The sequence below is a fragment of the Aquincola agrisoli genome, from assembly GCF_036621135.1.
GTDB lineage: Bacteria > Pseudomonadota > Gammaproteobacteria > Burkholderiales > Burkholderiaceae_C > Aquincola > Aquincola agrisoli.
This window is the reverse complement of sequence record NZ_JAZIBG010000028.1, coordinates 364,738-389,615: the sequence shown is the minus strand read 5'-3', so window position 1 is coordinate 389,615 and position 24,878 is coordinate 364,738. Positions and strand designations below refer to the sequence as shown.

Below are 24,878 nucleotides of genomic sequence, written 5' to 3'. Positions count from 1 at the left end.
GACTCAGGCGCGTGAGCGGTTGCGGGACGAGGCGGTGGCGGACTTGCGCGCCGGCTTGCGGCGCAGCGGGCTGGCGGGAGCGTCGGGCGCCGCGGCGGGTGCCAGGCCCGCGTGGGCCAGCAGCTGCTCTGCATGGGCCAGGCTGGTGGCGAGGCGGTCGCCACCCAGCATGCGTGCTACCTCGGACACACGGGCTTCGCCGGCCACGGGCTGCACGTCGCTCGTCGTGATGCCGCGCTGCGCGGCCTTGGACACGACGAAGTGGCGGTCGGCGCAGGCGGCGACCTGCGCCAGGTGCGTCACGGCCATCACCTGGCGGCGCCGGCCGAGCTGCTTCATCAGCCGGCCCACGGTGTCGGCAACCGCGCCCCCGACTCCTGCGTCGATCTCGTCGAAGATCAAGGTGCCGGCGCCCTCGTCGTCCTGCGCCGCCGTGGTCACTGCGATCGCCAGCGCGAGCCGCGAGAGCTCGCCGCCCGAGGCCACTTTTGCCAGTGCGCGCGGGGTGCTGCCCGCATGCCCCGCGACGCGGAACTCCACCGACTCGAGGCCGTAGGACTGCGGAGCCTCCTGCGGCAGCAGCGCCACCTCGAAGCGGCCGCCGCCCATGCCGAGCTGCTGCATGGCGAGCGTCACGGCCTCGCCCAGCGGGCCGGCGGCCGCCGCACGGGCACGGCTCACGCGCCGGGCTTCGTCGAGGTAGGCGCGGTGGGCTCCCTCATGGGCCCGCTGCAGCGCCTCGAGGTCGGCCGCGGCGTCGAGCGCGGCGAGTTCGGCGCGCCATTGGCTGAGCAGCGCGGGCAGTTCGGACGGCGGGCGGCGGTAGCGCCGCGCCAGGCTCATCCAGGCGCCCATGCGCTCGTCGAGCGCGGCCAGCCGCTGCGGATCGACCTCCGTGCGGCCCAGGTAGACGTGCAGCGTGTGCGCCGCGTCCTCGAGCTGGGCCTGCGCGCCGCGCAGCACCTCGATCACGTCGGCCAACTGGGGATCGTGGTGCACCACGTCGGCCAGCGCATCGAGGGCCCGCGAGGTGAGGCCGTCGGCGCTGGTGTCGGCCTCGGCGACCGCGTCGAGGGCCTGCCGCGCGGCGTCGAGCAGCGCCTGCGCATGGGAAGAGCGCTGGTGCTCGGTGCTGATCTCGTCCCATTCGCCCTCGCCCGGGGCGAGCTTGGCGACCTCGCCGATCTGCCAGGCGAGCCGCTCCCGTTCGCGTTCGATGCCGTCGTGCTGCGCACGCGCCGCTTCCAGCGCATCCGCCGCCGCACGCACCGCGGACCAGGCATCAGCCAGCGGCCGGGGGTCGACGCCGGCCTGCGCATCCAGCAACGCACGCACCGCCGCCGGCCGCGTCAGGCTCTGCCAGGCGTGCTGGCCGTGGATGTCGAGCAGGTGCTCGGCGGCCTCACGCAACTGCGCCAGCGTGGCCGCGTTGCCGTTGACCCATGCCCGGCTCTTGCCCTGCGCGTCGATCGAGCGGCGCAGCAGCAGCAACCCTTCGTCGGCGCCGGCATCGAAGCCCGCCTGCACCAGCCAGCCGGCCAGCGAGGCAGGCAGGTCGAACTCGGCGGTGATGTCGGCGCGGGCGGCGCCTTCGCGCACCACGCCGGCATCGCCGCGGCTGCCCAGCGCCAGCTGCAGCGCGTCGATCAGGATGGACTTGCCCGCGCCAGTCTCGCCGGTGAGCACGGAGAAGCCGGGCTCGAGGTCGATCTCCAGGGCGGGGACGATGACGAAGTCGCGCAGGGCCAGGCGGCGCAGCATGGGCGGTCAGACCCCTTCGTACCAGCGCAGCTTGCGCCGCAGCGTGGCGTAGTAGCTCCAGCCGCGCGGGTGCAGGAAGCGCACCTTGTGCGCCGAGCGCTGCACACGCACCTCGTCGCCGTGCAGCAGGCTGGTCAGGCTGTGCATGTCGAAGTTGGCCGAGGCGTCGCGGCCGGCGACGATCTCGACCGCGATTTCCGCCGCGTCGGGCAGCACGATCGGCCGGTTGCTCAGCGTGTGCGAGGCGATCGGCACCAGCACCCAGCCGGCGATGCCCGGATGCAGGATCGGCCCGCCCGCCGACAGGGCGTACGCGGTCGAGCCGGTGGGCGACGCGATGATCAGGCCGTCGGCCCGCATGTTCGCGACGAACTCGTCGCCGATGTGGATGCGCAGCTCCACCATGCTGGCCGTCGCGCCCCGGCTCACCACCACGTCGTTGAGCGACATGCTCTCGAAGATCGGGCGTTCGTCGCGCCAGACGCCGCCCTCGAGCATGCTGCGGTGCTCTTCCTCGTAGTCGCCGTCGAGCATCGGCGCCAGCGCCTCGCGGAACTGGCCGACGGTGATGTCGGTGATGAAGCCCAGCCGCCCCTGGTTGATGCCGACCAGCGGCAGGTTGTGCCGGGCCAGCTCGCGGGCGATGCCGAGCATCGTGCCGTCGCCGCCAACCACGACCGCCAGGTCGCAGCGCTCGCCCATCTCCGCCGTGGACAACGCACCGTAGTCGGCCGAGAGGCCGGTGTTGTGCGCCGTGTCACGTTCCATCGAGACTTCGAGGCCGCGGCTCAGCAGGAACTGGGCGATCTCCTCCAGCAGCGCACGCATGCCCTGCGCCTGGTACTTGCCGACGATGGCGGCGTGACGGAAGCGGTTCCCCATAGCGCGTCGATTACACCATCACCGTGTGGCGGCTCCGGGGCGCGGCGCGCTTCCGTACAATGAAAAATCATGCTCGACGAGCGCGCCAAAACCCTCTTGAAGACCCTGGTCGAACGCTACATCGCGGACGGCCAGCCTGTGGGCTCGCGCACGCTGTCCCGCGCCTCGGGCCTCGACCTCTCGGCGGCCACCATCCGCAACGTGATGGCCGACCTGGAGGACATGGGCCTCATCGCCAGCCCGCACACCAGCGCCGGCCGCGTGCCCACGGCGCGCGGCTACCGGCTCTTCGTCGATGCCATGCTGACCGCGCGGCCCCTGGGCCTGGGCGACGTGCCGGCCGACATGGCCGCGGCAAGCGGCCATCTGCAGCCGGACCAGCCCAAGCGCGTGATCGCCACGGCCGCGCAGATGCTGTCCAGCCTGTCGAACTTCGTCGGCGTGGTGACCGCGCCGCGCAAGACCAGCGTCTTCCACCACATCGAGTTCCTGCGGCTGGGCGAGCGGCGCGTGCTGCTCATCCTGGTGGCGCCCGATGGCGACGTGCAGAACCGCGTGATCTTCACCGCGCGCGACTACAGCCAGAGCGAGCTGGTGGAGGCCACCAACTTCCTCAACGCGCACTACGCCGGCCTGACGATCGAGGGCGTGCGCGAGCGCCTGCAGCACGAGATCGAGGCCCTGCGCGGCGACATCGCCGCGCTGATGAAGGCGGCCGTGCAGGCCGGCGGCGAGGCGCTGGAGGAAAACACCGACCGCGTCGTCGTCAGCGGCGAGCGCAACCTGCTGGCGGTGCAGGACTTTGGCAACGACATGGGCTCCTTGCGCAAGATGTTCGATCTGTTCGAACAGAAGACGCAGCTGATGCGCCTGCTCGACGTCAGCAGCCGGGCCGAGGGCGTGCGCATCTACATCGGCGGCGAGAGCCGCGTCGTGCCGTTCGAGGAGCTGTCGGTCGTCAGCGCGCCCTACGAGGTCGACGGGCAGGTGGTCGGCACGCTGGGCGTGATCGGCCCCACGCGCATGGACTACGACCGCATGATCCAGATCGTCGACATCACGTCCCGGCTGGTCGGCAACGCGCTGTCGCAGCCTCGCTGAAGGCCCGCGCCGGCGCTCCTACAATCCGCGGCTTTCCCCAGGGGGCCGTTAGCTCAGTCGGTTAGAGCAGAGGACTCATAATCCTTTGGTCGTTGGTTCAAGTCCAACACGGCCTACCAATAGCGCTGGACGCAGCTCGGCCACGTGCCGTACTTCCGAGCTGGCGGCGTCGGTTGCCAGCGCGTCAACGGCACGCCGCCAAGCACGCCTCCGCGGTTCCATGCCAGGCAAATAGTGGCACGGCTCATCTATGAGACCGGACCGTAACATCTGGTTGCGCCGGAGGGGCGTCAATGGAACTGGCCGACAGCCAGCACGTGCATGAAAAAAATAGTTGGAGCCGCGGCCGCCGTCGTTCTCCTCAACGGCTGCGCATCGATCACCGATGGCACGTCGCAGTCCATCATCATCTCGATGGACCCGAAAGAAGCGCGTTGCGTGGCTTCGCGCGAGGGCGTTGAACTGGGCACCGTCACCCGCTCGCAGCAGACGCTGACGGTGGGCAAGGGAGCGCGCGACATCATCCTGCTCTGCAAGGCGCAGGGCCATGAAGACAAGACCCTTCGTCTGGTCAGCAAGACGCAGGCAGCAGGGGTGGTCGGCGGGATCTTTCTCGACCTCGGCATCGTGGACATGATGACCGGCGCGATGTGGAAGTACCCGGAGTCGGTCAACGTCGTGCTGGATCCGGCTGCTGCCACGGTGCCGGCAGCCCCTGCGCCCGTGGCATCGGCACCTGCGGCCACGGTCGCCGTGCAAGACGGCGCGGCGACCAAGCCATAAGGGTGGGGCTCGACCTCCGGACGGCGCCAAGCCCGGGGTGTTCGCGTCTGTCTGCGGCCCTGGCCGAGCCGGGGCGCTGGGTGGCCGTCCAGCGCCGAGGCGCCCCCGCTACTTCGGCAGCAGATCGTCCAACTGGCCGCTGTTGCGCAGCTTGAGGTACGCGGCGTTCAGCCGGGCCAGCGCGTCCTTCTTGTTCATCGACTTGGGAATGGCCAGGTACAGCGGATCCACGGTGACCGGCCTGGGCAGGACCACGAGCTGTTCCTCCAGCGCCTGGGGCTGCGGCGCTGACTCGACCATCGCCTTCACGCCCGGACGGCCGGTGCCCACGAAGATGGCGTCCACCCGGCCCGCGAGCAGCTTGTTCAACCGGCTCAGCTGGTTCGGGTCGCGGTCCACCTTGATCAGGCCGCTGGCGATCGCTTGGTCCACCTCGTCGCGGTAGCTCGATCCCAGCCCGGCGCCGATGCGCTTGCCGTGCAAATCGGACAGTTTCGTGAACGGGAATTCCTGGCCCTTCTTCACCACGAGCACAACCTCCGCCGGGTAGATCGGCACGGAGAAGTCGAGGAACTTCTCGCGCTCGCTGTTCCAGGAGATGTTGGCGACGGCGCCCTTGCCCTGTTCCGCCATCCAGTAGGCCCTGGCCCAGGGCATGAGCTTGATGTCGTAGCGGTCCCCGGTTTCCTTCTCGAGGCGGGCCAGGATGGCCGGAAACACGCCCTCGGCCTTGCCCTCGGCCAGGTAGGAGACCGGCGGGAACTGGTCGCTGCCGTACACCACGATCGTTTCAGCCCCGGCTTGCGCCTGCGGCGGTCCGGCCACGAGCATGACGGCCAGCGCGAGCATCCTGGCCCAGCCCGATGGCGAGCCGACCAGCCGGGATCGCTTGGTGGTGGGGGAAGGCATCGACACCTCCTGGTGGACCGGTTCATCCATCTTAGGGCCCGCGGCGTGCGGTCCGTGGCTGCTCAAGCCGCCTGGAGGCGGAACACCGTGACCGCCTCGGCCAGGCGCCCGGCCTGCTGCCGCAGGCTGTCCGCGGCGGCGGCCGTTTGCTCGACCAGCGCGGCGTTCTGCTGCGTCGTGGCGTCGAGTCCGGTGACGGTGGCATTCATCTGGCGCACGCCGTCGTCCTGCTGGCCGCTGGACGCCGCGATGTCGGCGATCAGCCGCGTCATGCCCTGCACCTGCGCCACCACGTCGTCCATCGTCCGCCCCGCGCTGCCCACCAGCGCATGGCCGGCTTCCACGCGGGCGTTGCTGGTGTCGACCAGCCGCTTGATCTGCTTGGCCGCCTCGGCGCAGCGCCCGGCCAGCAGGCGTACTTCGCCGGCGACGACGGCGAAGCCGCGCCCCTGCTCGCCGGCCCGGGCCGCCTCCACCGCCGCGTTGAGCGCGAGGATGTTGGTCTGGAACGCGATGCCGTCGATCACGCCCGTGATCTCTGCGATGTGGCGGCTGGCGTCGCGGATCTCGGCCATGGTCGACACGACGCGGCCGACCACCTGCCCCGCCTCGCCCGCCACCCCGCAGGCATTGACCGCGAGCTCGTTGGCACCGCGGGCACGGTCGGCGTTGGCGCGCACCGCGCAGGCCATCTCGTCCATCGACGAGGCCGCCTGCTGCAGCTGCCCCGCCTGCTGCTCGGTGCGCGCACTGAGATCCTGGTTGCCATGCGCGATCTGCGCGGAGGCGGCGGCGATGGCGTCGATGCCGTTGCGCACGTCGCCCACGATGTGCGCGAGCTGCCCCGTCATCTCGTTCAGCGCGGACTGCAGGGCGCCGATCTCGTCGGCCCGCACCACCTGCACCGTGGCGCAGAGGTCGCCGGCGGCCACCGCCCGGGCCTGCGCGGCGCTCTCGCGCAGCGGCGCCAGGATGCTGCGCCGCGACAGCAGGTAGCAACCCATGGCCATGACCACCAGCAGCAGGGTGGTCAGCGGCATCGTGCGCGAACCGTGCAGGCGCGTCTGCTGGAAGCCCGCCATGTTGCGCGTGGCGAAGTCGGTGGCGAGGCGGACGGTCTCGTCGACGCTGGCCCGGTGGGCGCGGTACAGCGCATCGGCTGCGGCCAGGCCGCGGCCCGCCTCGGCGCCGCGGCCTTGCGCCAGCGGCGCCAGCACCTGCTGCCGGGCGGTGTCGATGAAGCGCTCGGCCGTCTCGTGCTGCCGCACCAGCAGCTGGTGGTCGATCTCGGGCGGCAGGCGGCCCTGCCAGTAGGCCACGCGGGCGCCGTAGTCCCGGGTGATCTGCTCGACCTGCTGTTGCGCCTGGCGCAGGCCCATCGTGCCCTCGACCACCTGCGACAGCACCAGGCGCAGCTCGATCAGGTACATCGGCGGCGGCAGGATATCCGCCACCACGTCCTTGCCCAGCAGCGCGGCTTCGGCAGAATCGTTCAGCCGCTCGAAGCTCCACAGCGCCTGGGCCAGCACGCACACCGCGGCCGCCACGCCGGCCAATCCGATCGACAACAGGGACCAACGCAGGGATCGGAACATGGCAGGGCTTTCCACAAGGCTTCACACGGGTTTCGGCGGCATTCGATAGAAGTGAAGGGGTGATTTGCCCGAAGTGGCGGTCTATGTGCCAATCAATGAACCGCCGCGCCGTGCCGCGGCAGGCTGGCGCCTCGGTTCCTGCAGCGCTTATCCTCGGAGGCATCCGTACTCGCTCCAAGGCCCTGCCCATGCAAAAGCCCGCCAGGTTCCTCGTCATCATCGATGCCGGCGGCTCGATGGTGGCCCGGCTCTTCGACGACACCCGTGCGCTGGTTTCGGAGATCGACGCCTCGACGGAAGAGGTCGCCGTGATGACCGCGGCCCTCACCCCGACGCGCACGGCACTCGACGCCGACTGGGACGAGGCGCTGCAAGGCCACAGCCGCGCCGAGCGCGCGGGTGCGGAGGTCTACACGCTCGACGTGTGAGGCCGACGCGAAGGGCCGGTGCCGTCAGTAGCCGCCGGCCGTCGAGCCCGTGCGGTAACGGTTGACCTCGAACGTCGTGATCGGCGAGGCCTGGTGGCCCCAGGCGCTGCGCAGGTAGGTGATGACCGCGGCGATGTCCTCGTCCGGCAGCACGGTCGCGAAGGGGGGCATGCCATAGGGCCGCGGATTGCCTGCCGTGGCCGGCGGAAACCCGCCGCCCAGCACGATGCGCACGAGGTTGGCCGGCGGTTCCATCGTCACCGCGCGGTTGCCCGCCAGCGGCGGGTAGATGCCGGGCGCGCCTTCGCCGCGCGCGCCGTGGCAGGCGACGCAATGGCGCTCGTAGACCGCCTGGCCGCGGGCCTGGCGATCGGCGTTGCGCTCGGCAGGGACGCCGGGGCGTGGGCCGGACGCCCGCTGCGGCAGCGCGCGCAGGTAGGTGGCGATGGCGCCGAGGTCGGCATCGCTCAGGTATTGGGTGCTGTGCAGCACCACCTCGGCCATCGGGCCGATCACCGATGCCTGCCGGGTGCTGCCGGTCTTGAGCAGCTGCACGACGTCGGCCACCGGCCATTCGGCGACGCCGGCTTCGTGCGCGGCGTCGAGCGCCGGTGCATACCAGTTCTGCATCGGTATCAGGCCGCCGCCGAGGTCGAGTGCACTGCGCGTGGCGCCCAGCACGTTGCGGCTGGCATGGCAGGCGTTGCAATGGCCCAGCCCCTGGACGAGGTAGGCACCGCGGTTCCACTCCGCCGGCTGTGCCGGATCGGGCTCGAAGGCGGCCGGGCGGAAATACAGCGTGCGCCAGGCGGCCAGCGCGATCTGCGTGTTGTACGGGAAGCGCAGCGTGTGCGCGGGTGCCGGCTGGTTCACCGGCGGCAGCGTCTGCAGGTACGCGTAGATCGCGTCGGCGTCGGCGCGGGTGGTGTGCGTGATGTTGGGATAGGGAAACGCCGGGTACAGCAGCCGCCCGTCGCGTGACCGGCCTTCGTGCAGCGCATGCCAGAAATCGTCGGCACTCCATCGGCCCAGGCCGGTCGCGGGGTCGGGCGTCAGGTTGGACGCGTACACCGTGCCGAAGGGCGTCGGGATGCCCGCCCCCCCGGCGCCGGGGGCGCCGCCGCGCGCGGTATGACAGGCCAGGCAGTTGCCGGCGCGCGCGAGGTACTCGCCGCGGGCGATCACGTCGGCCGGCGCGTGGGCTGCCGAGGCGGGCGTCGTCGCCGAGGTGGGGCGGGTTTCGCGGGTGTCGCGCAGTTCCAGCACGATGCGCCCGGCCAGCAGCGCCAGCGCGAGGACGAGCAGGCCCAGCAGGGCCCACAGGAGCCGTTTCAGCGACGTCATGGCGTGGCTCCGGGGACGCCGCCGCAGGGCAGGGGCCAGGCCGACGGCGCCTCGACCGCCGGATGCGGGTTGGCCGGCAGCGGCTGGGCCGCCAGCCAATGCGACAGCGAGCCGATGTCTTCCGGTGCCAGCCGCTGCGCGATCTGCGCCATGCAGTCGGGGGCGTGCGCCTTGCGCTGGCCGGTGCGCCAGGCGCCGAGCTGGCCGTTCAGGTAGTCCCGCGGCAGGCCGAGCAGGCCCGGCACGGCCGGCGCCACGCCGGTCAGTGCCGCGCCATGGCAGCTGGCGCAGGCCGGGATGCCGCGCGAAGGATCGCCCTGCAACACCAGGCGCTGCCCGCGGGCACGCTCCTCGGCGCTGCCGGTGGGGGCCTGCGGTGGCGGGTAGGGCAGGTCGAGCGACGCGAAATAGGCGGCGATCTCCTGCAGGTAGGCATCGCTCAGCGGCGCGAGCAGCTCGCCCATCAGCGCGTAATGCCGGCGGCCGTCGCGGAAGTTGGCGAGCTGGTGGTAGAGGTAACCGGCGGGCTTGCCGGCGATGCGGGGGTAGTAGCCATCGCGTGCGGCGCGGCCTTCCTTGCCGTGGCAGGCGGTGCAGGCCTGCATGCGCTGCGCCATCGAGTCTTCGACGCGCGGCGCGGCCTGTGCAGCCGCACTCGCGGTCATGGCGGCTGCGACGAACAGCCCACCCAGGGAACGTATCAGCATGGGCGGGAGGTTAACCCGCCGGCGCAGCGCGCTGGCCGCGTCAGCTGCGCGTGCCGGGGCCGACGGGCGAGTACATCGGCGCCACCGAAGGGGTCGCTGCGGGCGCGTTTGGCGAATACACCGGCGCCGGCGCGCTGCGCGCAGGCACGGTGCCGGCGGGTGCGCGGGTCACGCGGGTCTTGCCGCTGGTGGTGACCAGGATCACCGGATCGCCCGCCTGCAGCGTCTCGTTGCCGCGCGCCTGGACGATGGCGCGCCGCTCGCCGCTGGGCAGCTGCACCAGGATCTCGTAGGCGTCCTCGCGGGTGGCGGTGCGCTCGATGGTGTTGCCGATGACGGCGCCGGCCACCGCGCCGATCACGCCGATCACCGCGGCTTCGGTGCCGTGGCTGCGCGATGCGCCCAGCGCGCCGCCGACGACGGCACCGGTCACGCCGCCGCCGCCACTCTGGCTGCCGTCGACCCTGACCTGTCGGACGGACAGCACGACGCCGTCCTGGACCTGCGACAGGCGCTGCGCGTCACCGCGCTGCACGACGTCGGGGCTGGTGGTGGAACAGGCGGCCACGAGGGCGGCCAGGGTCAGGGCCGTGACACCGGCCAGGCGGCGCGGGGGGCGGGTGCGAAACATCTTGGGTTCTCCGGAACGTGCATGCCCAACGGGCAGAGGCCTCGTGGAGTTGACCTCAACCGGCCGGCGTCGTTCGTTGCCGCCCGGTAAGGGAATGTTGTCGGCGTGGGGCCGCCATCCGAAGGCCGGTTACGTATGGAGCCGGCTGGAGCGGGGCACGCTGGCGAGCAGGAACTCCATCTGGTCGGCCAGGATCCGGCGGCCGCGCAGGATCATGTCCTCGTGCAGGCTCGGCACGTAGGGCAGGTACAGCAGCGTCATGTGCGCCTCCTCGGGCATGCGGTTGCCCTTGCGGCCATTGCAGGCGCGGCATGCGGTGATGCAGTTCATCCATGTGTCGTGCCCGCCGCGCGAGGTGGGCACGATGTGTTCGCGCGTCAGGTCGTCGATCGCGAAGTGCCCGCCGCAGTAGGCGCAGACCTGGCGGTCGCGCGCGAACAGCTTGTGGTTGGAGAGCGCGGGCGACTGCCGCCATGCCCGGCTCGGGATCGCACCGCGCACCGCGATGATGGAATGCACCTCGATCGTCGACTGGCGGCCGGTCGCGCGCTGGATGCCGCCGCGCAGCACCTGCATGGGGTCGCCGAGCGTCCAGGCCACGCCGTCGCTGGCATAGATCACCGCGGCTTCACGCGCGGTGATCCAGGCTTGCGGGCGTCCAGACACATCGAGCTGCAACACGTCCATGGTGGCGAACCTTCCACCGCGCAGGATAGCGCGTCGCTGTGACAGGACTCAACATCAGCTGAATCATCCCTACCACAGCGCTCGGCCTCGGCCCGGCTGGGACGAGAATGCGGCCATGCAGTTCATTCAACGTGCTGCCCTCGCCGCGGCAGTGGCAGCGGTGCTGCCGGCCTGGGCCCAGGGGCCGGCGAGGGGGGAGCCGCCCGCGCCGGCGGCGTCGGCCGGGGGCGCGCCCGCGGCATCGGCAGGCGGGCAGCGGGTCTACGATAGCGCCCGCCAGCGGCTGGTGCAGGTGCGCACGCTGCTGCGTTCGCAGGACAGCCAGGCGTCGGTCGGCTCGGGCTTCCTGGTCAGCGCCGCCGGCCACTTCATCACCAACTACCACGTCGTCAGCATGATGGCGTTGCAGCCGCAGCGCTACCGGCTGGTCTACAGCACCGACGACGGGCAGCGCGGCGCGCTGCAGCTGCTGGCGGTCGATGTCGTCAATGACCTGGCCCTGCTGCGCGCGGTCGATCCGGCGCCGCTGGCCGTGCGCGGCGTGCTCGACTTCCGCGCGGCGCAGCAGCCGCTGGCCCGTGGCGAACGCATCTTCTCGCTCGGCAATCCGCTCGACGTCGGCTTCGCGGTGGTGGAGGGCGCCTACAACGGCATGGTCGAGCGCAGCTTCGTGCCGACGATCTTCTTCGGCGGCTCGCTCAGCTCCGGCATGAGCGGGGGGCCGGCGCTCGACGACCGCGGGCGGGTCATCGGCGTCAACGTCGCTTCGCGGCGCGATGGCGAGCAGGTCAGCTTCCTGGTCCCCGCCGCGCCGGCCCGGGCCTTGTTCGAAGGCCACCGGGAGGCCGCGCCGGTGACGCAGCCGATGGAAGGCGAGATCGCCCGGCAGCTGCTCGTGCACCAGCAGCGGCTCACCGATGCCTTCATCGCGCGGCCGTGGCGCCAGGCCGGCCACCCGCGGTACGCGATCCCGGTGCCGCAGGAGGACTTCATGCGCTGCTGGGGCGGCAGCACGCCGCCGGGCAACCGCGGGCTGGAGTTCGAGCGCTCCGATTGCGCGATGGACAGCCGGGTCTACATCGACGGCAGCCTCTTCACCGGGCACCTGTCGGTGCGCCATGAGGCCTACGACGGCCGGGCGATCGGTGCGTTGCGCTTCGCGGAACGGTACAGCGGGAGCTTCCGCAACGAGTCCTTCGGCCACAAGACGCGGCAGCTGACCGCGCCGGCCTGCCGCGAGGGCGAGGTCCGCGACGGAGCACAGGGCCTGCCGCTGCGGTCGGTGATCTGCCTGCGCGCCTACCGCAAGCTGCCCGGCCTCTACGACGTGAGCGTGCTGGCGGCGACGCTGGACGCCCGGACGTCCGGTGCGCAGGGCCGCTTCGACGCGCACGGCGTGAGCTGGGACAACGCCCAGCGCCTGGCCGACCACTACCTGAAGGGATTCACATGGCTGCCGCCGAAGCCCGCCTCGCACTGATCGAGGTCTTCGACCGCGACGGCCGCCTGCTCCGCCAGCACGACGTCGTGGCCTGGCCGGCATCGATCGGCCGCGGGCTGGACTGCAGCATCGTCCTGGACGACCCGCACGTCGCCGCGCGGCATGCCTGGATCGAGGCCGACGGCGACAACCGGCTCTGGCTGGTGGCGGGGCCGTCGGTCAATGGCGTGTGGGCCGGCCGGCGCCGCCTGCGCGACGGGGCGCGCATGCCGCTCGACGAAGCACGCGGCGGCTGGCAGATCGGCCTGACGCGGGTGCGCGTGCGGCTGGCGGGCGACGTGCTGGCCCCCGAGCAGCCGCTGGCCGGCAGTGCCGCGGGCCGGCGGCGCGCGCTGGCCACGACGGGCTATGCGCTGGCGCTGTGGGCGATGCTGCTCGGCGAGCACTGGGTCCGGCTCGATCCGGGCAGCCGGCCGTCCGACTGGCTGTCGGTGGTGTTCGCGCCGCCGCTGGCCTTGTCGCTGTGGTCGGCGCTGTGGGCGCTGGCGTCCAAGCTGTTCCGCCACCGCTTCGATTTCGAGTCGCATTGGGCGCTGTCGGTGCGTTTTGCGTTCGGCCTGACGCTCGCCGGAACCGTGCTGCCGCTCGCGGCCGCGGCGTTGGCGTGGCCGGGCCTCTTTCGCTGGATCGACCCGCTGATGGCCGTCGGCGCCGTGGCCTGGCTGGTGTGCCATGCCGCGCTGGTGCTGCCGCAGCGCCGGCGCACCCTGACGGCGATGGCCGCGGGCATGCTGGCGGCTGCCGGGGCGGTAGGGATGACGCTGCGCCACCAGAACGAGGCGCCGTGGGTGGGGCCGCTCTACATGAGCGTGCTGCCGCAGCCGGGGTGGCGCCTCGCGCGCCCCGTCGAGTCGTCGGCGTTCGTCGAGTCGACAGGATCGCTACGCGCCACGCTCGACGCCCGCGCGCATGACGAGCCGGACGAGCCGGACGAGGCAGAGCCCGCTGAATCGGAGTGACCGCCCCGTCCGCGTAAAAAAATCCGAAGGGGCCTGTTCACGAGCATCGAATGCCTGCAAAATAGAACGATCGTTCGTTTCTTTTGCCCGCCGTGCCTCCAGCCGTACCGCCGCCTTCGCCCAGCACCGCCGCGCCCTCCCTGCGCTCGGCCCGCGCGCCCTTGCAGAAGGGTCAGCAGACACGCGCGGCCATCCTTGATGCCGCGTTGGGCCTGGCCTCGAGCGCGGGGCTGGAAGGGCTGTCGATCGGCGTGCTCGCCGAAGTGATGCAGATGAGCAAGTCCGGCGTCTTCGCGCACTTCGGATCGCGCGAGGAGTTGCAGATCTCGGTCATCCGCGAGTACCACGCCCGTTTCGAGGAAGAGGTCTTCTACCCGGCGATCCGCGAGCCGCGCGGCCTGCCGCGCCTGCGGGCGCTGTTCGAGCGCTGGGTGCGGCGCGTGTCGGTGGAGGTCGACTCCGGCTGCATCTACATCAGCGGCGCGGTCGAGTTCGACGACCGCCCCGGCCCTGTGCGGGACGCGCTCGCCGACATGGTGCGTTCCTGGCAGGGCGCGCTCGACCGTGCGATCCGGCTGGCGATCGACGCGGGCCACCTGCGCCCCGAGACCGATGCGCTGCAGATGCTGTTCGAGGTGCACGGCCTGATCCTGGCGCTGCACCACGACGCCCGCTTCCTGCGCATTCCAGGCGCGGTGGAGCGCGCGCGCACCGCCTTCGAGCGCATCGTCGACCACTACGCCGCGCCTGCCGGCCCTGCCGCTGCGCCGGGCCGCTGAAGCCCCGCCGCGCGCGCCTGTTCTTGAGCTTCCAGCCACCCCTGTCGAGGAGACACCGCCCATGCCTCAGTACACCCCCCCGCTGCGCGACATGCAGTTCGTGCTCCATGAACTGCTCGACGCCGAAGGCAGCTTGAAGGCCTTGCCCCCGCATGCCGAGATCGACGCGCAGACGATCAACGCCGTGCTGGAGGAGGGGGGCAAGTTCGCATCGCAGGTGCTGTTTCCGCTCAACCAGTCGGGCGACCGCGAAGGCTGCACGCTGGACAAGGCCACGCACGAGGTCCAGGCGCCCGCCGGGTTCAAGCAGGCCTACGCGCAGTACGTGGAGGGGGGATGGCCTTCGCTGAGCTGCGACCCGGCCTACGGCGGGCAGGGCCTGCCGGTGACGCTCAACCAGTGCCTGTACGAGATGATGAACTCGGCCAACCAGGCCTGGACGATGTACCCCGGCCTCTCGCACGGCGCCTACGAGGCGTTGCACGCCCATGGGTCGCCCGAGCTGCAGCAGCGCTACCTGCCCAAGCTCACCAGCGGCGAATGGACCGGCACCATGTGCCTGACCGAGCCGCACTGCGGCACCGACCTCGGCCTGCTGCGCACCAAGGCCGAGCCGCAGGACGATGGCAGCTACCGGATCAGCGGCAGCAAGATCTTCATCTCCGCCGGCGAGCACGACCTGGCCGCCAACATCGTGCACCTGGTGCTGGCCCGCCTGCCCGACGCACCGGCCGGCAGCAAGGGCATCTCGCTCTTCGTGGTGCCCAAGTTCCTGCCGAAGGACGACGGCAGCCTGGGCGAGCGCAACCCGGTGTTCTGCACCGGGCTCGAGCACAAGATGGGCATCCACGGCAACGCCACCGCGCAGATCACGCTCGAAGGCGCGAAGGGCTGGCTGGTCGGCCAGCCGCACAAGGGCCTGGCCGCGATGTTCGTGATGATGAACGCGGCCCGCCTGGGCGTGGGCAACCAGTCGCTGGGCCTCACCGAGGTGGCCTACCAGAACGCGGTGGCCTACGCGAAGGACCGCATCCAGATGCGTGCGCTGTCGGGCCCCAAGGCGCCCGACCAGCCGGCCGACCCGATCATCGTGCACCCCGACGTGCGCAAGATGCTGCTCACCGCACGCGCCTTCGCCGAGGGCGGCCGCGCGATGGCCATCTACACCGCGCTGCAGCTCGACACCGAGCTGGCCAGCAGCGACGACGCGGAGCGCCAGGCCGCGGCCGACGAGGTGGCGCTGCTCACGCCCATCATCAAGGCCTTCATCACCGACAACGCGTGGCTCGCCACTTCGCACTGCATGCAGGTGTTTGGCGGCCATGGCTACATCGCCGAATGGGGCATGGAGCAGTACGTGCGCGATGCGCGCATCAACATGATCTACGAGGGCACCAACACCATCCAGTCGCTCGACCTGCTGGGGCGCAAGGTGCTGGCCGACGGCGGCAAGAAGCTCAAGGCCTTCGGCAAGAAGGTGGCGCAGTTCGTCGAGGACGAAGGCGTGAGCGAGGAGATGCAGGAGTTCATCAACCCGCTGGCCGACCTGGGCGACAAGGTCACCAAGCTCACCACCGAGATCGGCATGAAGGCAATGCGCAACCCCGACGAGGTGGGCGCCGCCGCGGTCGACTACCTGCGCGTGGCCGGCCACCTGGTGTTCGCGTACTTCTGGGCGCGCATGGCCAAGGTGGCGCTGGAGAAGCAGGGCAGCGGTGACCCGTTCTACACCGCCAAGCTGCACACCGCGCGCTTCTACTTCGCCAAGCTGCTGCCGGAGACGGCAGGCCTGATCCGCAGCTGCCGCGCGGGGCTGGAGCCGCTGATGGCGATGGACGAGGCGCTGTTCTGAGCGGCCGCAGGTGCCGGAGACAAGACATGAACCACAAGAAGTTCTGGAGCGGTGCGCTGCTGGCCTGCATGGCTTCGCTGGCGGCCGCGCAAGCAACGCCGGTGGGGCTCTGGAAGACGATCGACGACGCCAGCAAGCAGGAAAAGGCTGTCGTGCGCATCGCGGATGCGGCCGGTGTGCTCAGCGGTCGCATCGAGAAGCTGATGGACCCCGCCAGGCAGGAGGTCGTGTGCGACAAGTGCAGGGGCGACGATAAGGACAAGCCCATCCTCGGCCTGGTGATCGTGCGCAACGTGAAGTCGATGCCGAGCGAGCCGGGTCTGTGGGACGGCGGCGAGATCCTCGATCCCGAGGACGGCAAGACGTACAAGGTGCGCCTCAAGCCCGTCGACGGCGGCAAGAAGCTGGAGGTGCGTGGCTACATCGGCACACCGCTGCTCGGCCGCACCCAGACGTGGCTACGCGTGGAATAACAGGAGAACCCATGACTCGATTCAATGTCCGCAAGGTGGCCGTGCTCGGCGCCGGCGTGATGGGCGCGCAGATCGCCGCCCACCTCGTCAACGTGAAGGTGCCGGTGGTGCTGTTCGACCTGCCCGCCAAGACGGGGCCGAAGAACGGCATCGTCATCAAGGCGATCGACAACCTGAAGAAGCTCAAGCCCGCGCCGCTGGGCGTGCCGGAGGACGCCGCGCTGATCCAGCAGGCCAACTACGAGGAGCACAGCGAGCTGCTGAAGGAATGCGACCTGGTGATCGAGGCGATCGCCGAGCGCATGGACTGGAAGCTCGACCTGTACCAGAAGATGGCGCCGTTCCTGGCGCCGCACGCCATCGTGGCGTCGAACACCTCGGGCCTGTCGATCACCCAGCTCAGCGAGGTGCTGCCCGAGGCCATCAAGCCGCGCTTCTGCGGCATCCACTTCTTCAACCCGCCGCGCTACATGGCGCTGGTGGAGCTGATCCCCACGCCCACCACGCAGCCGGAGATCCTCGACCAGCTGGAGAGCTTCGTCACCACCGCGCTCGGCAAGAGCGTGGTGCGCGCGATCGATACGCCCAACTTCGTCGCCAACCGCGTGGGCGTGGCCGGCATGCTGGCCACGATGATCGAGGCCGAGAAGTTCGGCCTGAGCGTCGACGTGGTGGACGACCTCACCGGCAAGAAGCTGGGCCGCGCCAGCTCGGGCACTTTCCGCACGGCCGACGTGGTGGGCCTCGACACGCTGGCCCACGTCATCAAGACGCTGCAGGACAACCTGAAGGACGACCCGTTCTACGCCAGCTACGCCACGCCGCCGGTGCTGGGCCAGCTGATCGAGCAGGGCGCGCTGGGCCAGAAGACCGGCGCCGGCTTCTTCAAGAAGGAGGGCAAGAACATCCTGCGGCTGGACGCGGCGCAGGGCACCTACGTGCCTTCGGGCGGCAAGGCCGACGAGATCGTCGTGCGCATGCTGAAGAAGCCCGCGGCCGAGCGGCTGAAGCTGCTGCGTGAATCGAAGAATCCGCAGGCGCAGTTCCTGTGGGCCATCCTGCGCGACGGCTTCCACTACGCTGCGGTGCACCTGGCCGACATCGCCGAATCGGCGCGCGACATCGACTTCGCGATGCGCTGGGGCTTTGGCATGAGCCAGGGCCCGTTCGAGCTGTGGCAGTCGGCCGGCTGGCTGCAGGTGGCCGGGTGGATCCAGGAAGACATCGAGGCCGGCAAGGCGCTGTCGAACGCGCCGCTGCCGTCGTGGGTGTTCGAGGGGCCGGTCGCCGAGCGCGGCGGCGTGCACCAGCCGGAGGGCTCGTGGAGCGCGTCGCAGGGCCGCTTCGTGCCGCGCAGCACCTTGCCGGTCTACCAGCGCCAGCCATTCCCCGAGGCCGTGTTCGGCAGCGGCGCGCCCGAGGCGCTGAAGAGCGGCACCGAGGAATTCCGCAACGACGAGATCCGCGTCTGGTCGCTCGACGGCGAGGTGCTGATCGCCAGCATCACCGCCAAGCTGCACCTCATCAGCCCCGCCGTGACCGAAGGCCTGCTGAAGGCGGTGGACATCGCCGAGGCGAAGTACCAGGGCCTGGTGATCTGGTCGCCCGACGACGTGTTCTCGGCCGGCGCCAACCTCGAGGCGCTGATGCCGGTGTTCATGAAGAGCGGCGGCAAGGGCATCGCGCCCGAGGAGAAGAAGCTGCAGGACGCGATGCTGCGCATCCGCTACGCCGCGGTGCCGGTCGTCGCGGCCGTCCGTGGCCTGGCGCTGGGCGGCGGCTGCGAGCTGGCCGTGCACTGCGCCAAGCGCGTCGCGGCGATGGAGAGCTACATCGGCCTGGTGGAAGTGGGCGTGGGCCTGATCCCGGGCGGCGGCGGCCTGGCGTACATCGCCCGCCGCGCGGCGGAGACGGCCGAGAAGGCGCCCGGCACCGATCTGCTCGCCTTCCTGAAGGAGGGCTTCACCGCCGCGGCCACCGCGCGTGTCGCCACCAGCGCGAACGAGGCCCGCAAGATCGGCTACCTGCTCGACGACGACGTGATCGTGCCGCACAAGGACGAGTTGCTGTCGGTGGCCAGCACGCAGGTAAAGGCGATGGCCGCCAGCGGCTGGCGGGCCCCGCAGAAGAAGCCTTTCCCCGTGGCCGGCCGCTCGGGCATCGCGACGATCAAGGCGCAACTCGTCGGCATGCGCGATGGCGGCTTCATCAGCGCGCACGACTTCCACATCGGCAGCCTGATCGCCGAGGTGGTCTGCGGCGGCGAGGTGGACGGCGGATCGCTGGTGACCGAGGAGTACCTGATGACGCTGGAACGCCAGCGCTTCTGCGCGCTGCTCGACCACCCCAAGACGCAGGAACGCATCATGGGGATGCTGCAGACCGGCAAGCCTGTGAGGAACTAGCCCACCCCCGGAGCGCCCAAGGGCGCTTCCCCTCAAGGGGGCGCCATCGACAGACCGGCGCAGAGCCGGATCCGTGACGGCCGCTTGAGAACCCGCAACCGAGCGAAGGACGAACATGAAACAAGTACAGGACGCCTACATCGTCGCCGCGGCGCGCACGCCGATCGGCAAGTCGGGGCGCGGCGCGTTCCGCAACACGCGGCCGGACGACCTGCTGGTCGCGGCCATCCATGGCGCGCTGAAGCAGGTGCCCGGGCTCGACCCGAAGGCGATCGAGGATGCGATCGTCGGCTGCGCCATGCCCGAGGGCGAGCAGGGCCTGAACGTCGCACGCGTCGGCGCGCTGCTGGCCGGCCTGCCCAACACCGTGGGGGGCGTCACCGTCAACCGCTTCTGCGCCTCGGGCCTCACGGCCGTGCAGATGGCGGCCGACCGCATCCGCGTCGGCGAGGCCGACGTGATGATTGCCGGCGGTGCCGAGAGCATGAGCATGGTGCCAATGAGCGGCAACAAGCCGTCGTTCAACCCGGCGATCTTCGAGCGCGACGAGAACGTCGGCATCGCCTACGGCATGGGCCTGACGGCCGAGAAGGTCGCGCAGCAATGGAAGGTGAGCCGCGAGCAGCAGGACGAGTTCGCGCTGCAGTCGCACCTGAAGGCGCTGGCCGCGCAGCAGGCCGGCGAATTCACCGACGAGATCGTGCCGGTGGAGGTGCTCGACCGCCTGCCGAACCTGGCCACCGGCGAGGTGGATGTGCGCACCCGCACGCTGTCGCTCGACGAAGGCCCGCGCCCCGATACCTCGCTGGAAGGCCTGGCCAAGCTGCGCGCCGTGTTCGCGGCCAAGGGCAGCGTGACCGCGGGCAACAGCTCCCAGACCAGCGACGGCGCGGGCTGCCTGATCCTGGCGTCGGAAAAGGCGGTCAAGCAGTTCAACCTGACGCCGCTGGCGCGTTTCGTCAGCTTTGCGTCGAAGGGCGTGCCGCCGGAGATCATGGGCATCGGCCCGATCGAGGCGATTCCCGCGGCGCTGAAGTCAGCCGGCCTGTCGCTCGACGCGATGGACTGGATCGAGCTGAACGAGGCCTTCGCCGCGCAGGCGCTGGCCGTCATCAACACCGTGGGTCTCGACAAGAGCAAGGTCAACCCGATGGGCGGCGCGATCGCACTCGGCCACCCGCTGGGCGCCACCGGGGCGATCCGTGCCGCCACCGTGGTGCACGCGCTGCGCCGGCGCCAGCTCAAGTACGGCATGGTCACGATGTGCGTCGGCACCGGCCAGGGCGCCGCCGGCATCTTCGAGCGGGTGTAAAGGCCCACCCCCGGAGCGCCTTCGGCGCACCCCCTCGAGGGGGCCGCACCAGCGTACCGGCGGAGCCGGATCCGCGGTGCGTGCTGGCGCAGCATCCGTTCCCTGCACGCGTCGTGTGGGGACCGACAGTCGAGCTGAACAGGAGAATGCGATGAGCATCAAGACCGCGATCGTCGACGGCGTGGCGACGCTGGAGATCGCCCGCCCCGAGAAGAAGAACGCGCTGACGCAGGCGATGTACGAGGCGCTGACCGACGGCCTGGCCGCGGCGCAGGCCGACACGTCGGTGCGCGCGCTGCTGATCACCGGCCAGCCGGGCATCTTCACCTCGGGCAACGACCTGGAGGACTTCATGGCGCGTCCGCCGCAGGGCGAGGCATCGGCCGTCTTCCGCTTCATGAAGGCGCTGGCGGCCTTCGACAAGCCGGTGGTGGCCGCCGTCACCGGCGCGGCCATCGGCATCGGCACCACGCTGCTGCTGCACTGCGACTTCGTCTACGTGGCCGACGATGCGCGGCTGGCCATGCCCTTCACGGGCCTGGGCCTGGTGCCGGAGTTCGCATCGAGCCTGCTCGTGCCGCAGCTCATGGGCCACCGTCGCGCTGCCGAGAAGCTGCTGCTCGGCGACCCCTTCACCGGCGAGCAGGCGGTGGAGTGCGGCATCGCCAACGCGGTGCTGCCGGCCTCGGAGGTACTGAAGCACGCACGCCGCGTGGCCGAGCGCTTCAACACGCTGCCGCCCGGCGCGGTGCGCGAGAGCAAGCAGTTGATGCGCCGCTGGTCCGCCGAAGCGGTGCAGCAGGCCATCGGCACCGAGGCGGGCCTCTTCGGGCAGCGCTTGCGCAGCCCGGAGGCGATGGAAGCGTTCCAGGCCTTCTTCCAGAAGCGCAAGCCGGACTTCTCGAAGTTCTGATTCGGCGCGGATTTGCCGGTCCGGGGAACCCCGGCGGCATCCCCCGGTCGCACCTTGCTTGTAGAAACACAGAGGAGGACGACCGGATGGCCGGATTGCCGTTGAACTGGACGCCATGGCTGCAGCCCTTGATGGCTGCGACGGTGGCGGTATTGATCGCGCTCGTCGTGCACCGCCTGGGCCGTGCGGTGCTGCGCCGGGTGACGCGCCCGTCGCGGGTGCTGAGCGCCGTGGTGGCCCAGGCCGACGCGCCCGCGCGCTGGGTGCTGCCATTGGCGGCGCTGCAGGTGGTGTGGCAGGGCGCACCCGATGCGCTGCCCCTGATCGGCAGCGTGCGGCACCTCAACGGCGTGCTGCTGATCGTCGCCCTGACCTGGCTGGCGCTGCGCGCGGTGCGGGGCGTCGCGCAGGGCGTGATCGACCTCTATCCCGCCGATGTCCAGGACAACCTGCAGGCGCGTCGCATCCACACGCAGGCGCGTGTGCTGTCGCGCACGGTGATGGTGGCCGTGCTGCTGGCGGGCCTGTCGTTGATCCTGATGACCTTCCCGGGGGCCAAGCAGGTCGGCGCGAGCCTGCTGGCCTCCGCGGGCGTGGCCGGCCTCGTGATCGGCATCGCGGCCAAGCCGCTCTTCAGCAACCTGATCGCCGGCCTGCAGATCGCGCTGGCCCAGCCGATCCGCATCGACGACGTGCTCATCGTGCAGGGCGAGTGGGGCCGCGTCGAGGAGATCACCGGCACCTACGTGGTGCTGCGCATCTGGGACGAACGGCGGCTCATCATCCCGCTGAACTGGTTCATGGAGAACCCCTTCCAGAACTGGACCCGCAGTTCTTCGCAGATCATCGGCACCGTGTTCCTCTACGTGGACTACGCCATGCCGCTGGAGCCGCTGCGCGCGGAAGCGCAACGCCTGTGCGAATCCTCGCCGCACTGGGACGGCCGCCTGTGCCTGCTGCAGGTGACCGAGGCCGCCGAACGGGCGATGCAGCTGCGCGTGCTCGTCACCGCAGCGGACTCGGGCAAGGCCTGGGACCTGCGCTGCCATGTGCGCGAAGGGCTGCTGACCTTCATCCAGCGCGAGCATCCGCAGCACCTGCCGCTGTGGCGCACGCACCTGTCGCGCGAGGTCGTCCCGGGCGGTGACGACAGTTTCCGCCTGCCCGCCGACGCCCTGCAGGCCCCGGCACCCACGGTGTCGCCCGCGCCATGACGGCCCCGGTCCCGCCCCTCCCGCAGCAGGCGCTGCGCGCCGGGCCGCCGCCCCTGCCGGCGCAGGCGGCCTTGTTCATCGACTTCGACGGCACGCTCGCGCCGCTGGCTCCCCGCCCGCAGGACGTGGTGGTGCCGATCTGGGTGCAGCCGACGCTGCAGCACCTGCACGCCGCGCTGGGCGGGGCGCTGGCGATCGTCAGCGGCCGGCCGGTCGAGCAGATCGACGGCTTCCTCGCGCCGTTGCAGCTGCCCGCCGCGGGAGTCCACGGCGTCGAGCGCCGCGGCAGCGACGGCCGGCTGCAGGTGCTGGGCGGCGAGCCCCCGGCGGCGCTCGTCGCCGCGGCGCAGGCGCTGGCGCAGCAGCATCCCGGCCTGCTGTACGAGCCCAAGACCGGCGGCTTCGCGCTCCACTACCGCAACCGTCCGCTGCTGGCCACGCTGTGCCACGACACGCTGCACATCTCGCTGGGCGGCCTGCCCGAGGCGGCCGCCTGGCAGGTGATGGGCGGGCACTACGTCTTCGAGGTGAAGCAGCGCCGCGTCTCGAAGGGCGTGGCGCTCGCCGCACTGCAGGCGGATCCCTGCTTCGCAGGCCGCGTGCCGGTCTACGTCGGCGACGACGTCACCGACGAGGACGGCATTGCCGCGGCCCAGGCCGCGGGCGGCTTCGGCATCCGCGTGGGCCCCGGTGACACGCAGGCACACTATTGGCTGCAGGATATCGATGCGGTCGCGCGATGGCTGGGCGAGGCGGTCCAGCGTCTGCCGGCCGTGGTTGCAGACCCTCCACCACATCCCTCGCACCCATGAATGCACCGGCATCCCTGAACCTCGGCATCATCGGCAATTGCTCGATCAGTGCACTCGTCGACGACCAGGCCCGCATCGTCTGGTGCTGCCTGCCGCGCTTCGATGGCGATCCGGTCTTCCATGCGCTGCTCGACTCGGCCAATGGCCTGCAAGAGGACGGCAGCTACCAGGTGCAGCTCGACGACCAGGTACGCAGCGAGCAGGCCTACGAGGACAACACCGGCGTGCTGCGCACCCGGTTGTACGACGCACAGGGCGGTGCGATCGAGATCACCGATTTCGCGCCGCGCTACTTCCAGCACGGCCGCCCCTTCCGTCCGATCATGCTGGTGCGGCGCATCCGCGCGCTGCAGGGAGCGCCGCGCCTGCGCATCGTGCTGCGCCCGCGGTGCGACTGGGGCCGCAACGCGCCGGCCCGCACGCGCGGCAGCAACCACATCCGCTTCGTCGGCCCCGACACCACGCTGCGCCTGACGACCAACGCGCCGATCACCTACGTCCTCGACGAGACGCCGTTCACGCTGACCCGCCCGATCAGCCTGGTCCTCGGCCCCGACGAGATGCTGGACGCGAACATCGAGGACACGGCGCGGCAGCTCGAGGAGCGCACCATCGCCTACTGGCGCTCGTGGTCGCGCGCGCTCGCGCTGCCGCTCGAATGGCAGGACGCGGTGATCCGCGCCGCCATCACGCTGAAGATGTGCCTCTACGAGGACACCGGCGCCATCGTCGCGGCGATGACGACCAGCATCCCCGAGGCGCCGGGCAGCGAGCGCAACTGGGACTACCGCTTCTGCTGGCTGCGCGATGCGTTCTTCGTGGTGCGGGCGCTCAACAGCCTGTCCGAAGTCGGCACGATGGAAGATTACCTGCGTTGGATGCGCGACGCGATCGGCGACATGGCCGGCGGCCACGTGCAGCCGCTGTACGGCATCGGCCTGGAGCGCGAGCTGCCCGAGGCCATCGTCGACCACCTCGCCGGCTACCGCGGCCACCGGCCGGTGCGCGTGGGCAACCAGGCGGCCGAGCATTTCCAGCACGACGTCTACGGCAACATCGTGCTGGGCGCGGCACAGGCCTTCCACGACAAGCGGCTGCTGCGCCGCGGCACGCTGCAGGAGTTCCACCTGCTCGAGGCGGTGGGCGAGCGCGCGTTCCTCATCCATGACCAGGCCGACGCCGGCATGTGGGAGCTGCGCACGCGGGCCCGGGTGCACACCTCGTCGGTGCTGATGAACTGGGCGGCCTGCGACCGGCTGGCCAAGATCGCGCAGGTGTTCGGCGAGGCCGACCGCGTGGCGCTGTGGCGCTCGCGCGCGGAAGTGATCCGCGAGAAGATCCTGACGCAGTCGTGGAACGAGGAGCGCCAGGCCTTCGCCGAAAGCTTCGGCGGCCGCGACCTCGACGCCAGCGTGCTGCTGATGGCCGAGGTAGGCTTCATCGACCCGCGCGACCCGCGCTTCGTCGCGACCGTCGATGCGCTGGAGGCCTCGCTGTGCGACGGCCCCTACATGCGCCGCTACGAGGCGCCGGACGACTTCGGCCGGCCCGAGACCTCCTTCAACATCTGCGCCTTCTGGCGCATCGACGCACTCGCGCGCATCGGCCGCAAGGAGCAGGCGCGCGAGATATTCGAGGCGATGCTGGCCGTGCGCAATCCGCTCGGGCTGCTGTCCGAGGACACCCATCCCACCACCGGCGAGCTGTGGGGCAACTTCCCGCAGACCTACTCGATGGTGGGCATCGTGAACGCCGCGGTCCGCCTGTCGGCGCCGTGGGACTCGCGCATCTGAAGCCGTTCTGCCCTTCAAGCCTTCAAGGAGTACCCCC

General features: G+C 70.8%; 22 protein-coding genes and 1 tRNA gene. 15 read left to right on the top strand and 8 right to left on the bottom strand.

What is annotated here, in order from left to right; genetic code table 11:
- Window positions 1–3: 3 nt before the first annotated feature.
- Both recN and V4F39_RS13535 read right to left on the bottom strand, forming a co-directional pair.
- A complete protein-coding gene (recN, locus tag V4F39_RS13540) occupies window positions 4–1,761 on the bottom strand; it encodes a DNA repair protein RecN (protein WP_332290030.1) in 1,758 nt (585 codons plus the stop codon).
- Between the two features lie 6 nt (window positions 1,762–1,767).
- Window positions 1,768–2,643, bottom strand: coding sequence for an NAD kinase (locus tag V4F39_RS13535; RefSeq protein ID WP_332290029.1), 876 nt, complete (start codon window positions 2,641–2,643; stop codon window positions 1,768–1,770).
- 69 nt (window positions 2,644–2,712) lie between these two features.
- On the opposite strand from V4F39_RS13535, the gene hrcA reads away from it, so the two are divergent.
- From hrcA to V4F39_RS13520, 3 genes are all read left to right on the top strand, one after another.
- Entirely contained in the window at window positions 2,713–3,744 is a 1,032-nt protein-coding gene (gene hrcA, locus V4F39_RS13530) for a heat-inducible transcriptional repressor HrcA (RefSeq protein ID WP_332290028.1), read from the top strand.
- A gap of 42 nt (window positions 3,745–3,786) precedes the next feature.
- Window positions 3,787–3,863 (top strand) — tRNA-Ile (locus tag V4F39_RS13525).
- A 295-nt stretch (window positions 3,864–4,158) separates the two neighbouring features.
- Entirely contained in the window at window positions 4,159–4,527 is a 369-nt protein-coding gene (locus tag V4F39_RS13520; RefSeq protein ID WP_332290027.1) for a hypothetical protein, read from the top strand.
- Between the two features lie 108 nt (window positions 4,528–4,635).
- Here V4F39_RS13520 and V4F39_RS13515 read toward each other — a convergent pair whose 3' ends face one another.
- A complete protein-coding gene (locus V4F39_RS13515) occupies window positions 4,636–5,436 on the bottom strand; it encodes a substrate-binding periplasmic protein (RefSeq protein ID WP_332290026.1) in 801 nt (266 codons plus the stop codon).
- A 62-nt stretch (window positions 5,437–5,498) separates the two neighbouring features.
- The gene (locus V4F39_RS13510) at window positions 5,499–7,031 is read right to left on the bottom strand and encodes a methyl-accepting chemotaxis protein (RefSeq protein WP_332290024.1); all 1,533 of its coding nucleotides are present in this window, start codon (window positions 7,029–7,031) and stop codon (window positions 5,499–5,501) included.
- Window positions 7,032–7,219: 188 nt separating this feature from the next.
- Here V4F39_RS13510 and V4F39_RS13505 point away from each other — a divergent pair, with 188 nt between their 5' ends.
- Window positions 7,220–7,459, top strand: a complete 240-nt coding sequence (locus V4F39_RS13505) for a hypothetical protein (RefSeq protein WP_332290023.1) — start codon at window positions 7,220–7,222, stop codon at window positions 7,457–7,459.
- A gap of 24 nt (window positions 7,460–7,483) precedes the next feature.
- Here the strand turns inward: V4F39_RS13505 and V4F39_RS13500 are convergent, their stop codons facing one another.
- The 4 genes from V4F39_RS13500 to V4F39_RS13485 form a co-directional block, all read right to left on the bottom strand.
- Window positions 7,484–8,803, bottom strand: coding sequence for a c-type cytochrome (locus tag V4F39_RS13500; RefSeq protein WP_332290022.1), 1,320 nt, complete (start codon window positions 8,801–8,803; stop codon window positions 7,484–7,486).
- Window positions 8,800–9,510 (bottom strand): c-type cytochrome, encoded by a 711-nt coding sequence (locus V4F39_RS13495; protein WP_378234950.1) that lies wholly within the window; start codon window positions 9,508–9,510, stop codon window positions 8,800–8,802. The genes V4F39_RS13500 and V4F39_RS13495 overlap by 4 nt, the downstream gene beginning before the upstream one ends.
- Before the next feature lie 40 nt (window positions 9,511–9,550).
- Entirely contained in the window at window positions 9,551–10,141 is a 591-nt protein-coding gene (locus V4F39_RS13490) for an outer membrane lipoprotein (RefSeq protein WP_332290021.1), read from the bottom strand.
- A gap of 129 nt (window positions 10,142–10,270) precedes the next feature.
- A complete protein-coding gene (locus tag V4F39_RS13485; RefSeq protein WP_332290020.1) occupies window positions 10,271–10,828 on the bottom strand; it encodes an HNH endonuclease in 558 nt (185 codons plus the stop codon).
- Window positions 10,829–10,943: 115 nt separating this feature from the next.
- Here V4F39_RS13485 and V4F39_RS13480 point away from each other — a divergent pair, with 115 nt between their 5' ends.
- The 11 genes from V4F39_RS13480 to V4F39_RS13430 all read left to right on the top strand — a co-directional run bounded on the left by V4F39_RS13480 (window position 10,944) and on the right by V4F39_RS13430 (window position 24,841).
- Entirely contained in the window at window positions 10,944–12,308 is a 1,365-nt protein-coding gene (locus tag V4F39_RS13480; protein ID WP_332290019.1) for a S1 family peptidase, read from the top strand.
- Window positions 12,278–13,288 carry an FHA domain-containing protein gene (locus V4F39_RS13475; RefSeq protein WP_332290017.1) on the top strand — a complete coding sequence of 337 codons (1,011 nt, stop codon included), beginning with the start codon at window positions 12,278–12,280 and terminating at the stop codon, window positions 13,286–13,288. The genes V4F39_RS13480 and V4F39_RS13475 overlap by 31 nt, the downstream gene beginning before the upstream one ends.
- Window positions 13,289–13,371: 83 nt before the next feature.
- Window positions 13,372–14,067, top strand: coding sequence for a TetR/AcrR family transcriptional regulator (locus V4F39_RS13470; protein ID WP_425606867.1), 696 nt, complete (start codon window positions 13,372–13,374; stop codon window positions 14,065–14,067).
- 61 nt (window positions 14,068–14,128) lie between these two features.
- Entirely contained in the window at window positions 14,129–15,919 is a 1,791-nt protein-coding gene (locus V4F39_RS13465) for an acyl-CoA dehydrogenase C-terminal domain-containing protein (RefSeq protein WP_332290016.1), read from the top strand.
- Window positions 15,920–15,945: 26 nt separating this feature from the next.
- Window positions 15,946–16,392: a DUF2147 domain-containing protein gene (locus V4F39_RS13460; RefSeq protein ID WP_332290015.1), complete on the top strand. Its 447-nt coding sequence runs from the start codon at window positions 15,946–15,948 to the stop codon at window positions 16,390–16,392.
- Window positions 16,393–16,403: 11 nt separating this feature from the next.
- The gene (locus tag V4F39_RS13455; RefSeq protein WP_332290014.1) at window positions 16,404–18,797 is read left to right on the top strand and encodes a 3-hydroxyacyl-CoA dehydrogenase NAD-binding domain-containing protein; all 2,394 of its coding nucleotides are present in this window, start codon (window positions 16,404–16,406) and stop codon (window positions 18,795–18,797) included.
- Window positions 18,798–18,912: 115 nt separating this feature from the next.
- Entirely contained in the window at window positions 18,913–20,109 is a 1,197-nt protein-coding gene (locus tag V4F39_RS13450; RefSeq protein ID WP_332290013.1) for an acetyl-CoA C-acyltransferase, read from the top strand.
- A gap of 151 nt (window positions 20,110–20,260) precedes the next feature.
- Window positions 20,261–21,022, top strand: coding sequence for an enoyl-CoA hydratase (locus tag V4F39_RS13445; protein WP_332290012.1), 762 nt, complete (start codon window positions 20,261–20,263; stop codon window positions 21,020–21,022).
- Between the two features lie 86 nt (window positions 21,023–21,108).
- On the top strand, window positions 21,109–22,236 hold the full coding sequence (locus V4F39_RS13440) for a mechanosensitive ion channel family protein (protein WP_332290011.1): 1,128 nt from the start codon (window positions 21,109–21,111) through the stop codon (window positions 22,234–22,236).
- Complete coding sequence (gene otsB / locus V4F39_RS13435; RefSeq protein ID WP_332290010.1) at window positions 22,233–23,048, top strand: trehalose-phosphatase; 816 nt, start codon at window positions 22,233–22,235, stop codon at window positions 23,046–23,048. The genes V4F39_RS13440 and otsB overlap by 4 nt, the downstream gene beginning before the upstream one ends.
- Entirely contained in the window at window positions 23,045–24,841 is a 1,797-nt protein-coding gene (locus V4F39_RS13430) for a glycoside hydrolase family 15 protein (protein WP_332290009.1), read from the top strand. The genes otsB and V4F39_RS13430 overlap by 4 nt, the downstream gene beginning before the upstream one ends.
- Window positions 24,842–24,878: the final 37 nt, after the last annotated feature.